Annotated in this window: 18 protein-coding genes and 1 pseudogene; 4 read left to right on the top strand and 15 right to left on the bottom strand. The window is 49.1% G+C overall.

What is annotated here, in order from left to right:
• Nucleotides 1-284: 284 nt before the first annotated feature.
• The 15 genes and pseudogenes from ACLJRH_RS14950 to ACLJRH_RS14880 all read right to left on the bottom strand — a co-directional run bounded on the left by ACLJRH_RS14950 (nucleotide 285) and on the right by ACLJRH_RS14880 (nucleotide 8,808).
• Nucleotides 285-1,082: a helix-turn-helix transcriptional regulator gene (locus ACLJRH_RS14950; RefSeq protein ID WP_023137308.1), complete on the bottom strand. Its 798-nt coding sequence runs from the start codon at nucleotides 1,080-1,082 to the stop codon at nucleotides 285-287.
• A 115-nt stretch (nucleotides 1,083-1,197) separates the two neighbouring features.
• Nucleotides 1,198-1,473: a type II toxin-antitoxin system RelE/ParE family toxin gene (locus tag ACLJRH_RS14945; protein WP_000409332.1), complete on the bottom strand. Its 276-nt coding sequence runs from the start codon at nucleotides 1,471-1,473 to the stop codon at nucleotides 1,198-1,200.
• Nucleotides 1,474-1,476: 3 nt separating this feature from the next.
• On the bottom strand, nucleotides 1,477-1,725 hold the full coding sequence (locus ACLJRH_RS14940) for a CopG family ribbon-helix-helix protein (RefSeq protein ID WP_023137307.1): 249 nt from the start codon (nucleotides 1,723-1,725) through the stop codon (nucleotides 1,477-1,479).
• Between the two features lie 76 nt (nucleotides 1,726-1,801).
• Entirely contained in the window at nucleotides 1,802-2,635 is an 834-nt protein-coding gene (locus ACLJRH_RS14935) for a DUF4942 domain-containing protein (protein WP_023137306.1), read from the bottom strand.
• 115 nt (nucleotides 2,636-2,750) lie between these two features.
• On the bottom strand, nucleotides 2,751-3,092 hold the full coding sequence (locus ACLJRH_RS14930; RefSeq protein ID WP_001194750.1) for a TA system toxin CbtA family protein: 342 nt from the start codon (nucleotides 3,090-3,092) through the stop codon (nucleotides 2,751-2,753).
• Nucleotides 3,093-3,135: 43 nt separating this feature from the next.
• Entirely contained in the window at nucleotides 3,136-3,477 is a 342-nt protein-coding gene (locus ACLJRH_RS14925; RefSeq protein ID WP_023137305.1) for a type IV toxin-antitoxin system YeeU family antitoxin, read from the bottom strand.
• A gap of 22 nt (nucleotides 3,478-3,499) precedes the next feature.
• Nucleotides 3,500-3,721: a DUF987 family protein gene (locus ACLJRH_RS14920; protein ID WP_023137304.1), complete on the bottom strand. Its 222-nt coding sequence runs from the start codon at nucleotides 3,719-3,721 to the stop codon at nucleotides 3,500-3,502.
• Entirely contained in the window at nucleotides 3,718-4,218 is a 501-nt protein-coding gene (gene radC / locus ACLJRH_RS14915) for a RadC family protein (RefSeq protein WP_023137303.1), read from the bottom strand. Before radC ends, ACLJRH_RS14920 begins: the two co-directional genes overlap by 4 nt.
• A gap of 12 nt (nucleotides 4,219-4,230) precedes the next feature.
• The gene (locus tag ACLJRH_RS14910) at nucleotides 4,231-5,052 is read right to left on the bottom strand and encodes a DUF932 domain-containing protein (protein ID WP_023137302.1); all 822 of its coding nucleotides are present in this window, start codon (nucleotides 5,050-5,052) and stop codon (nucleotides 4,231-4,233) included.
• Between the two features lie 84 nt (nucleotides 5,053-5,136).
• Nucleotides 5,137-6,051 carry a hypothetical protein gene (locus ACLJRH_RS14905; protein ID WP_023137301.1) on the bottom strand — a complete coding sequence of 305 codons (915 nt, stop codon included), beginning with the start codon at nucleotides 6,049-6,051 and terminating at the stop codon, nucleotides 5,137-5,139.
• Between the two features lie 64 nt (nucleotides 6,052-6,115).
• Entirely contained in the window at nucleotides 6,116-6,319 is a 204-nt protein-coding gene (locus ACLJRH_RS14900; protein WP_023137300.1) for a hypothetical protein, read from the bottom strand.
• A gap of 16 nt (nucleotides 6,320-6,335) precedes the next feature.
• Entirely contained in the window at nucleotides 6,336-6,482 is a 147-nt protein-coding gene (locus ACLJRH_RS14895) for a hypothetical protein (protein WP_023892166.1), read from the bottom strand.
• Between the two features lie 72 nt (nucleotides 6,483-6,554).
• Nucleotides 6,555-7,095 (bottom strand): annotated as a pseudogene (locus tag ACLJRH_RS14890) (WYL domain-containing protein).
• A gap of 354 nt (nucleotides 7,096-7,449) precedes the next feature.
• Nucleotides 7,450-7,743: a hypothetical protein gene (locus ACLJRH_RS14885; RefSeq protein ID WP_000562957.1), complete on the bottom strand. Its 294-nt coding sequence runs from the start codon at nucleotides 7,741-7,743 to the stop codon at nucleotides 7,450-7,452.
• Nucleotides 7,744-7,848: 105 nt separating this feature from the next.
• The gene (locus ACLJRH_RS14880) at nucleotides 7,849-8,808 is read right to left on the bottom strand and encodes a hypothetical protein (RefSeq protein WP_139385791.1); all 960 of its coding nucleotides are present in this window, start codon (nucleotides 8,806-8,808) and stop codon (nucleotides 7,849-7,851) included.
• Between the two features lie 502 nt (nucleotides 8,809-9,310).
• Here ACLJRH_RS14880 and ACLJRH_RS14875 point away from each other — a divergent pair.
• The 4 genes from ACLJRH_RS14875 (at nucleotide 9,311) to ACLJRH_RS14860 (ending at nucleotide 11,600) form a co-directional block, all read left to right on the top strand.
• On the top strand, nucleotides 9,311-9,946 hold the full coding sequence (locus ACLJRH_RS14875) for an inovirus Gp2 family protein (protein ID WP_023223126.1): 636 nt from the start codon (nucleotides 9,311-9,313) through the stop codon (nucleotides 9,944-9,946).
• Between the two features lie 105 nt (nucleotides 9,947-10,051).
• Nucleotides 10,052-10,258 (top strand): helix-turn-helix transcriptional regulator, encoded by a 207-nt coding sequence (locus tag ACLJRH_RS14870; RefSeq protein ID WP_001620335.1) that lies wholly within the window; start codon nucleotides 10,052-10,054, stop codon nucleotides 10,256-10,258.
• 86 nt (nucleotides 10,259-10,344) lie between these two features.
• Nucleotides 10,345-10,920, top strand: coding sequence for a hypothetical protein (locus ACLJRH_RS14865; protein WP_023137295.1), 576 nt, complete (start codon nucleotides 10,345-10,347; stop codon nucleotides 10,918-10,920).
• 158 nt (nucleotides 10,921-11,078) lie between these two features.
• Entirely contained in the window at nucleotides 11,079-11,600 is a 522-nt protein-coding gene (locus tag ACLJRH_RS14860) for a hypothetical protein (protein ID WP_023137294.1), read from the top strand.
• Nucleotides 11,601-11,615: the final 15 nt, after the last annotated feature.

Below are 11,615 nucleotides of genomic sequence, written 5' to 3'. Positions count from 1 at the left end.
GGTGCGTTTGAACTCAGTCATCATCACGTTCTCCGGATTTAAGTCTGGAACGTGTCAACGCTATTCAGGACGGGTCAATGGACACAAAAAAAGCCACCCTTATACAGCTAATTATTGCATCACTTGGTGGAAGGCCGGACTCGCACATTACATTAAACCTCATGATTTATAAATAATTTAAATATCATCATTGATAATATACCAACGCAGATACCAACACATAAATTCATTGATTTTCGGTATCGAACCCGGACGATTAACGCCAGCCCGAGTTATTAAACCAATCACTCATCATCGTCTTCCACTGGTTCCAGCACGTCAAGCGCAACTCTCACCATCGCGATAGAACCAATACGGATAAAAGCGTCTTCACCATCCTCATCGGTCAGCATGTAACGATCCGTTGTTTCAGGTTCACAATCCAGCATTTCAAAAAACGCGTTCAACTGACCGATTTCACACGTCTCTTCGTTTTGCGGCGCATCAGACTCAACGCACAGTGGAATATCCCCCCCTCCGTTCACCAGGGTAATATGGACATTAAAATAATCGTCTTCGCAGGCATCATCCTCTTCGTCAACGATTGGCCGCAGACCATCAGACAAAAACTGGTGAAATACCACTTCACGCATATTTAACGCATAACGATACTCGGAAGAATCAAAAACTAAGAAGCGCTCTGTGTTTGGGGCGGTTTTTTCCTGAAAATAATAATAAAACCTCCGCTTATCCGCCGCTGAAATGGGCAACAGCAAATAGTCCTGATATCCCTGTAGCCAAAGTTTTACGGTCCAGAGACCACTGTCCATTTCAATGCCGCTTGTGGCTATCGCTTCAAGATCTTCATCGGTTTTACGACGCTTCTTGCGGAAGTCATTTATTAACCGATCGCTTTCCGGGAACACGACATTTAGAGGCTTATCCAGGGCATTGCATATTGCCTGTGCGAGACTCAGCTTTGCGGCAACTTTCCCGGTTTCGATACGTTGAATTTGCTGCTGGCTGGTGCCAACCATAAATGCCAGTTCGCGTTGGGTGATAGATAGCTGGGTACGAAGCTGTTTGATGTTGTTCTGTAACATGGCATCCATCCTTCATAAGGGGCAGAGAGTGCCATTAAAACACATAAATGAGTAAAGACACAAAATTGTGTTTTTTCCTCAGTAATCAACGCTCATGAACGAAAAGAAAATTCCTTCATCGTTCTTCTTTCGTATGCCAGAGATCCACGATATAGATATCATTGTCACGGAGTTCGTAGTGAACCTCGTAGTCATCAAACAACACTTTTCGGACTTCCCGAGGTTCATACCGAGTCTGCTGTACGCCAATTGCTGGATGTGCTGTAAGACCAGCGCATCCAGTAATCAGGCGATCCAAAACGTCATCGGCGTGCTGGCGGCTATACTGAAGGGCAAAACGGTAGATCCGCTCCAGGTCATCCTGAGCTTTAAGCGTCCAGTAAATTTCCATTTATCAAGCTTTCTTTAAACGGTTAGCGAAATCCACCATGTTCGAATGACTCACCACACGACCGGCATCCACATCGGCAAGACCGGCCTGGATACTCTGATGACGCCGTTCTCTTTCGGCCAGCATACTGGTCAATGCTTCCTTAATAACCCAGCTCTTAGAACGATCTAACTCAATTGCCAGATTTTCAACAGCAGCAGCCAACTCCACTGGTATCTGTGCGCTGATGGTTTGTTTAGTAAGCGAACCCATAGGGATTACCTCCTTTAATAACATTTAATAACTCCTATTAAGATTAGCATAGAGGTGTCTATAAAAACATCACATCTTATTTCGCAGGCAACATCCCCGGAAAGTGTTTTGCCACGATGTCATTCATCTTTTCCACCAGATCCAGCCGTTTGAACGTGATATGTCCGCTGCCCTTACGAAAATAACGAATGGTAAAAAGCTCGTCTTCGAAAACTTGCTGATGCGGGTTGTCGCGCACAAAGTCCATAAATCGGATAGAGATATCATGCCGGTTGTCGGGAATGGTTTTACCATCCAGCAGGTAGAGCATCCGTTCCAGATCGGCTAACTGATCGCGCCGCCAGCCCCAGTTCAGACTAAAGCCCCATCTGTCATGCTTCACCAGATTGTTGACGATAATCTTCTTGCCGAAGTAACAGGGATTATTGGTTTTATAGTCCCAGCTTAGTCCTTTGAACACATTGATAATGCCGCGTTCAAAAACGTCCTGCTTATTGTGGTGCAACTGCTCAAAGGTACTCAGGATATTGGCTTCACTGATATCCGGAAGATCGCCCTCCTCCAGATCCTTTGCCCACTGGCTGCGGGCTTCAGCGTCCATCAAAGTCAACATCCCCGATTTCAGCATCAGGTCACGCCAGATACCGCGATCGATATTGCGGGCGATTACCGGCAAGGATTTATCCACCGACTGCATCAACCAGCAGTCAAAAGCCCGCCCTTGCCGCATCGCCCAGTGCTCCGCCGTGTTGCCGCCAATACTGGATGTCAGGCGGGAAATCTCATCAAGCTGGTGGATGACGGCTTCAATCTGTTGCAGCGCAGCATTCCGCCCGGTGACGATCCGTTCAATATTTGTCGAGCAGATAAGTTCGTTATGGTTAGTTAACACTTCAGCTTCTGTTTGCATAATTTTTCGTCCGTATAAAAGCAAACACGCCTGCCGGGAATGGCAGGCGCATTATGCAGGGAGTTAACAGGGAAGAAAGATCGGGAATGTAATATGGGAAGGCTGCTCGCAAGATTCAGTGTGCCGCGAGATAGCGTTGACGTCGCAACAGACCCGTAGCCTGTCGCGCCCGCAGAATGTCTACAGCCCGGAGATAGGGTGATTGTTCCTGCCAGCTAAATCCCTTGCGATCGATACGAACCAGTTCGTATTTCTCCACAATAAAGTTCACGGCATTAGCCAGCGTGATACCGGCGTCAATGTGTTCCTGAATCACCTTCTCTACGCTAAACGGCGTGTCACTGAGTTCGAGGCCATAATGTTTAGCCAGTAAATGGGTCAGCAGTTTTTGCCAGATTTCGACAGGCGACGGCTGTGACGGGGTCGCCCGGTGTGGGTGGTTGTATTGGGTTTGCATAATGAAATTCCGTTAGTAAACAGATATTGAGGGGGGATGCCGGTCAGTTTTTAACGACGGTTGGGTAAAGCGAAAGATAAACGTAACCGAACGATCCGCGAGTGTCGGCTTCGCAGGTTATGCCCCGGAGTGCAGTCGTAAAGCGTCTGGCTTCGCGCGGATTGAGTGCGCCAGTGCGTAAAGCGACCTCCATGCGTTTAATAAACATTGGAAATACGATATTCAGAGTCTTTAGTTGCTCCGGGGTAAATTCACCGTAAATACCCGCCCGGTCAGCCAGATAGTGCAGGTGATTACCTTCCTGAACTAACCGGGCGCCAAATGACGGAAAGACATCGTTCCGTAGTCCCCATACTGGCGTGGATTGTGTTTCATTTGTGTCCATTTTGGATTTTCCGTAAATATGATTAATTCAGGGTCACACAGCGCAGGAGTGCATACGGGCCATGCCGATCCTGACGGCGTTCGGCAAATACAGCCAGCACGCCGCTGATATCGGGTACGTGACGACCTGCGTAATGGCAAACACTGCCGGTCCAGCGGTAATAACCGGTGCAGTAAGAGGCCAGCCGTGAGCCGGGTGTCTGCCGGTAAAGCGCCATCGCCTGGCGCTTGCTGATGATTTTCACAGCCAGCCCCGTTCGGCAAAGGACAGGATATCCCGGTGGCCGACCACGAAGTGGTCGAGAACGCGGATATCGACCAGCTCCAGCGTGTTCACCAGCCGTGTGGTAATTAGTCGATCGGCCTGACTGGGTTCGGCATCCCCGGACGGGTGATTATGAGCCAGCACCACTGCCGCAGCGTTATGGCGCATGGCGGTGCGCAGGACTTCCCGTGGATGAACTTCCGTATGGCGGACACCACCGGTGAACAGCGTCTCATGCGCCAGTAACTGGTGTTGATTATTCAGAAACAGCACCATAAATACCTCCCGCTCTAGCGGCGAAAGTTGCAGACGCAGCCAGTCGCGAACGGATGCTGCGGAAGTAAAAATCACGCCGGGCTGGCGCAGGTGCTTATCCAGCAGATTCACGGCCCTTCTGATAGTGCGCTGTGCATACGGCGTTAAGGCGGGTGGCGCATCGGGCGCGGATGCCGGTATCAGTGGTATTGCAGTATTCATTTGTCCTCCTCTTCAGCTCAGCGCCTGCTGCATTTGTTCAGCCAGCACCCACAAGGCGCGATTAAGTTTGATATCGCCGTCGATACCTTTAATGGCGCGGGTGTGGCTGCGTTTCCCCTGTGCTGAGCGCCCGTTCAGCCCGCCTTTCATCAGGTTCTCTTGCACCCGCTGGAAAGTGGTCCACAGATCATCTTTCTTATCCTCCCAGCGACGGGCGCTCAGCACCTGCGCTTCGGTGACGGGGTGATGCTCTTCTCCATAGCGGTACGCTAGCGCGGCGCGAGCGTAGGCGTTCTGGTTCTCCGGTGAAAGCGTGACAGCCTGCATCGCCTCTTTGCCCTGTTCAATGCGGTCGAACACGCCGAGCACTTCATACGCCCCCTCAATCACCTGCCCGACGACATCGCCTTTATGCGGAACGCGGATGTCGCCAAAAGACTGGCTGCACACCAGACCGTTGCTGCATACCTGACGGTACATCCCCGGCATCATGCGGTAGCTGCTGGTGCCATCGTGACTGTTAAGCAGCACAATCTCCTGCACCTCCTTTTGGGTGATTTGCCCGGTGCGACGCAGGCGCAGCATGTGTTTTGTATACTCGCGGCGATCCGGGTCGCGCACGCGGGCCAGGCAGGCGAAAAAAGGCTCGAAGCCCTCGCGTTGCAGGCTTTCCAGAACGGTGATGGTCGGGATATACGTATAACGCGCACTGCGCGAGGTGTGTTTGTCGTCGCCAAAGACGCCCGGAACGACGCGCATCAGTTCATCGTGGGTCAGCGGGCGATCGCGGCGGATGGAGGTTGCCGCACCGTAAAGCGTGGATAATCGGGTCATGATAAATACTCCTGAAGGTATAAAGATAAAAAAGCCCCTGTGCTAGTAGCGACAGGGGCCGGGGAAGCGTGATAACAGAAGAGATTAGTGCTGGCTGTTTTGTTTCGTTTTCGACCAGGAAGGCCGGTTGCCGCCGGAGAATGATTTCTGTGCTGACCAGTAACCAATAGGGAACTGCTTCACCAGCGACCCATTGATAAGAATATCGACCGATGAATACTGGCCGTGGCTGATACTGCCCTCCTGGATGTAGGCATCGGCGCTACAGGTGCCGGTGTCGTACCGGTGCCACGACGCTGAACTCCGGTCAGCGACATAAAAGTCACCAAAAGCGCAGCCAGTAGCCGAACGACGGTTCAGCACCGCAACGTACCATTTTGAATTTCCCACAATCGCACAGGCGCTGTTCTGACCGCCACAGGCCTGCCAGAGTGTCGTGCCGTTATTGCTGAACGTCCAGATGGTGTTGGCTGGCGGCGCATCCGGTGATGCAGGCGCGGAAGTGGGTGCAGTGGCAACCGGCGCAGTACCTGTTTCACCGGGGCCGGTTTTTATCTCACCGTCCGTCAGGATACTGGCCTCTTCGTTATCAGGCTTGCCCACCCAGACTCCTTTACCATCGAAATAGTACCCCAGTAACTGATGAGCAGCAGGCTGATACAGAAAGTTGAAATAGTGATAACCACAATTACCCGCCTCGCACACCATACTCTTCAGCCAGGTCTTGCCCCCAATCTGTACGGGTGACAGCGGATCTTCCGGCCCGGCCAGCTTGCCAGAAGGGCCAATCAGGTTTGCCATTCCCGCCGCGCTTAAATTGCTTTCAATATCGTGGGCATAAACCGGATCGGATTTATAAAGGTCGGTTGGATATGGGCAACTGTCGTCCGTGCAGTTCAGTGCATCTACGGCGGTTTTTGCCGCACCCGCAGCCCATGCCCCGGCGCTTGCCGTCATCAGCGATGCGACCAATAACCCTTGTGTGATTCTGTTTTTCATCTTCACTTTGTTTATTTCCTTCAATAAAAACGGGGCCGTAAAAGGCCCCGGACAACGCAGACAATTATCTTTCACCGCGATCGCGCAGGATCTTGCGGGCAAGCCGCCTTTCAATCTCCCCCACCCTGCGGCTATCGGCGATCTGCTCCAGTTGTGAGCTGCTTTTCCCTTCCAGTTGATCGTGCGTTTCTTTCATATCCCTGACGGTGTTCAGCCCCTCTTTTGCCGCGCTGAGCGCGAGCCGACCCGCTGTATCCCAGAATCCCATGACATCGCTCCCTGAATCAGTAACCGTTATTTTTTCCCCACTCACAGCCGCAGTCGCGGCACATCCAGCCGTCTCCCCACGGAATGATATCGTCCGATGAACCGCAGTCCGGGCAGCGACGCCCGGCATGGCAGAGGCGAAGCGTAATTTTCTGGATTTTCATGATGTACTCCTTTTCGTTCAGATAAACCGGCAGTGAACTCCATCCGGTGGTGTTGTGCTGAATCATCAGCATTTATTCGTCGGCACCGTTCGGGAACGGGCCGGATTTAAAGGTGGCGAGCAGATCCCGGATAAACCGGTAATGCGGTAAGGCATTAATAAAGTTGGGATGACGGGTAAGACGGCTGATGGTTTCATTACGTGTATAGGTGTCCGCCAGCACCGCCACATTCTGGATCTCGGCCAGCGGGAACACGGCAATGTCATTCCATAACTCGCCCGTCAGATACCAGTTGCGATCAAGACAGATAAGACGGTAAGGCGCGAGGCACTCGCAGCGCTGCCCTTCCGCCAGCAGGGAGATACGGTTACGCCGGTTAATCGCGGTGACGAGATGGCTGAAAATCCCGGTAAATGAACCCGCAGTCAGTGCCACCGGGGGCCAGATCCAATCCGGTCAGGCGTTCGCGGAGATCCCGGCGCAGGGTACGAACGGAAACACCAAACTCTTCTGCAAGGTGGCGCATATTGAGATTCTCCCCGGCAAACAGACGGCGAATGATTTGCGTCAGCCTGTCGGCAAGCCGCTCATGACGGCGTTCAGTCTGAGGCATAAAAGGCTCCGTTTTAATGCCTTGAAAAATATGTGGTTATGATAAAGAGGGGCGCGGACAGGGTATGGACACGGCGAAAAATATTTTTCCCGGTGGCCCGATCCCCGTCACTACGGGTGCTGGTGGACAAAACTGATGGTTTTTACATCACTTTCTGGCGAGCCAGGCGGACAGGGTATGTCCACATGACGCCGGAGAGTGATGGGGCAGCACTCCGGCAATCCGTGATGAACCAGAGTGAAAGCATGAAAATAAAGCCCGGCCCTGTCGCGGGAAGCGACAGGGCGACAGCAGGAAAAGCGAGGTTAAACCGTACAACGCAGAATGATGCCTGGGGCAAGAGCCAGAAAATATTTAATCATTGAATGTCAGCAGACAGTCATGGCAGAGATACTCATCAAGCACCTCACCATCCAGGCTCCCGCCAGTCATTGCGCCCAGCGCAGCGCCACTTCCCATCCCGACCAGAAAACCGATCACGCCTCCGGCGATCGTTCCAATGCCGGGAATAATGGAGCCTGCCGCTGCGCCGATCGTGGCACCCTCCGCACCGGCAACGCCGCCTGCGATGGCACCAATCCCGCCACCGACTTTTCGGCCAATATTTCGCTTCTGCGTATTCGTAGAACCACAATGAGGGCAGATCATTTTTATCTCCTTCGACAGTTAAAAGAAAACCCGCCGGAAGGTGATTCGCGGCGGGTTGTTGAGTGTTGTCATGGAGATAATATCTGTCTGAAAATAGTTGTAAGGCTACCGATATTTTGTATAGGCATGATTAATGAGTTGTTCCAGTTCCTCATTGATATTCATTCCATGATATTTAGCCATAGCCGTAAGTCTCGCTTTGGCTCCGGAGCTAATATATGTATTTAATACTTTTTTATCCTTCACGGATTCACGATATTTATTCTGACTTCTGGTCTTTTTCATTCTCATAACAAAAAGCTTTAGTTCTGACTCATTCATCTTTCTGGTTGAGAAGTAAATATCGTACTTGTGATATACCCTCAACTGATCCGATATGCAGGCGTTATTAATTTTATCGATATGAAGGACGATATCTTCTCCGTAAACTTTATCTATGTACTTAATAGCCCAAAGATAATCATCTTTATATTTTGCAGCGTAACTCTTCTCTGGGAATGGGAGAGGGTTTTCGGCCATATCCTGGATTAATTCCCACGATCTTTTCGCCTCCATAATTTCGCTTTGAATACATTCACGATCTATATAAAAACTCATTTCATCCAGCGCAAGTAGAAAAGCCGTTTTGTCTACGCAACCTTTTTCACAGTCAAATATATCAGTAGAAAAACAAAACGATGAAACTGTTGGTGTAGGATACATCAGTTTGTATCTCTGCATTACCGCATGTAATACCAACATCATTTCTCTCTGCCCTTTACACCAGGACAATAAACTTTCATTTATCAGATATTTTAATGCTATTTCCTTAAGTCCAGTTACATATTTCTCAATGTTTTCATTATCGCATTTATATTTCATTACACTGGAAAACGCATCTTTAAACTCATTCCCCCCATGAAAATAAATACTTATTTTATTTTTTATATCTTTCCACTCACACCCAAATATTTGATTACCTGTAACATCACTAAACACAGATTCGCCTTTATTATATTTAATCACATTAAATAGCGCGTTATCTAATCTGATATTTACCTTTTTTCCATCACCTGACTTATTCATATCATCTCCAAAAACAATCAATTTCATCTATTCAGATAGTACATTTTTAATTGATTCTACGTAGAGATTTACGTCGCATTTTACGTAGAAAAATACGTAGATTATTTTGTATCTTTTTCTTGTTTTTTACATTGCGAACAGGGACTCAACAGCCTCTTTAGCACTTGTCATTTCACAGAACAAAGAACATCAAGTTATCTTGGGAAAGGAAAAAAATGAATGATTTTCTCCTGAATCAGGAAACATAACTTCGGAGTAAAAATTGACGATAAAATGGCGGACAAAGCCAGAGCGGGAAAGATTTTCTGGGTTATGAATATTGTCTGTTTAGTAATATATGTCTTCTATCCTTATCGGATATATCCACTCCATTATAACCGACAGATGGTCACCTCATCATGGATACCTGAAGAGATTCGATTACTATGACAGGGTTATGCTAAAAAAAATACAAATACACCTCTCTGGTATGTACTACCAACATACCCGTGAGGATATTGAAATGAACCAACGTTATAACCTTGATAACAGACATGCTCCTTTCAACGAGCGTTATCTGGAAAGAATGTGGATGGTATTGAATAACGCTATCAACCAACATTCAAGAACTCTGGCTGTAATAGCGATACTCAGATTACCTGAGTATCGGGATATTGGCGACAGTATCAGTAGCATCCCAGACCACAATGGAAATATTATGTCCAGATTTATTGAATCACTGAGAGAAAAGATAACCGCCTATCAAAAACGTAAAGCCAAACAGAATATTCGAGTTCATTATAGTGAGTTACGCTATGCCTGGGTCAGGGAATATGAGTCAGGTAAAAAGCCACACTATCATATCGTTTTATTATTCAATCACGACACATTCAATACGCTGGGACACTATCGAAATGAATCTGACAATCTGGGGACGCTTATTGCGGATGCCTGGTTGAGCGCGTTATCACTTTCTGCATTCCCTGAATATCGAACACTGGTCCACTTTCCTGATAATCCATTGTATTACCTGCATGCTCATTCAACTGACTTTGTTGACATCTACAATAGCCTAACGTTTCGCCTGAGCTATTTTGCTAAAGAACGCTCGAAAATCTATAGCCGTGATAATCGTTCTTTTGGATGCAGCCAGCGCTGATAACAGCATTATTATTTTTTTACGTAAGCACCGGTTGTTATGGACGGAGCAAGGCAACGATGAAAACGCCTTTCCGGATTATCATTCTCAACCGGGAATTTAACCATGACAACATTACCTTCCGAAGTAAACGATGAATTAGTCGATATGAAATTTATTACTAAATATTCAAAACTAACGGACAAATGGTTTTACAAGCTGATTAAAGATGGCGAGTTTCCAAAACCTATAAAGCTGGGTCGCAGTTCCCGCTGGTTACGCAGTGAGGTGGAAACCTGGTTCCAGAAGCGCATTGATGAATCACGTCAGTAGCGTTTTCCATTTCCTGCACCATTGTTCCCTGAACCTCGCCGGACAAACTACCTGCTGCGGCTGTCTGCTTTACAAGGTATCGATCGATGAAAGAAACCACGGCTCGTCATGATGTACTGCTCAACTCCTATCAGCGCTGGCTGAGCGATCTGACCAGTATCGCCATCAAAAATGGCATGTGCCACCCGCACATTCAGTTCAGCCACGGTCTTACACTCTCAACATTATATTTTCCAGGCACGGGAGCCGTCACTGCTGTGGTGCCGCAAAGCCTGTACCGGATGATTTATGGCAAAACGCGCCCCGACCCACTGAGCATTCAGCGTGATTTTCTAATCAGTCTCGACATCAACACGGAACTGTTGTTCACCCATGTAGGGCTGGAGGGGATTTTGTTGAGTGAATGCGCCCGACTAAAGCAAAACCACCTTGCCAGCAAACTGCGCAGTCTTCTGACGCGGGTCAGGTCGAGTGAGCTTCGCCAGAAGCTTATCTGGCTGTGCTGGTACGATTTGATGATGGGGACTCCGGCAGACGACTGGCTGGATATACTGGCACTGGCGGACGACGAACAAATTACCACCTGGCTGATACACCGGCAGGAGGAGAATACGGTACTGACGGCTCTGATGGATGAGTACGTCATGTTTATGCACTACTGAATCCAGTGGCTCATCAAAGCTATTCCTCGCGCGAGCATCTGAACCATCCCGCAAATAATTCTCTGCATTACCTGATTTCAATCCATCCCTGGCACATCGGCGCTCCGGCACTCTGCGGTGGTTGCCGCCGGCCTGCTAACTAACGTAAGGAAAAAACAATGAACACATTACTCAACCAGTATCAGGTCTGCCTGAACGATTTCACGCGCCCGGCCATTATTCATGGTCAGTGCCAGCCCGAAATTATCCGCTGGCACACGCTGGCGATGGTGCCCTGCACACTTCCCGGTGGTGAGCTTGCCGAACTGGTGATCCCTGAACGCCTCCAGCGTATTCTCAATATTCCAGCAACAGCACCAATGACAGCAGCGCAGGACATCAACACAGGCCTGATGTCGTTACTGCTGCCGGGTGTGCTGCTCAGCGAATGCGAGCGACTGGGGATGCGTCGCCTCAGCAACAAACTACAGTCATTGTTTCAACAATTCAGAGGGCCAGGGATCAGAGAAAGGTTAACACTGTTATGCTGGGCTGAACTGGCAACTGACATCGATCACAACGAATGGAAGGAGTTACACCGGTTATCCACGGAATCCCTGATAGCGTGGACAGATCAGAAGCTACAGACATTCTGGGCATTGCAGTCGCAGATAGAAGACTACGTAGCTTTGAACAACTAATGAAAGGGCGTCACG

The organism is Salmonella sp. SAL04162 (assembly GCF_046551535.1).
Lineage (GTDB): Bacteria > Pseudomonadota > Gammaproteobacteria > Enterobacterales > Enterobacteriaceae > Salmonella > Salmonella enterica.
This window is presented reverse-complemented; position numbering and strand designations above follow the sequence as displayed.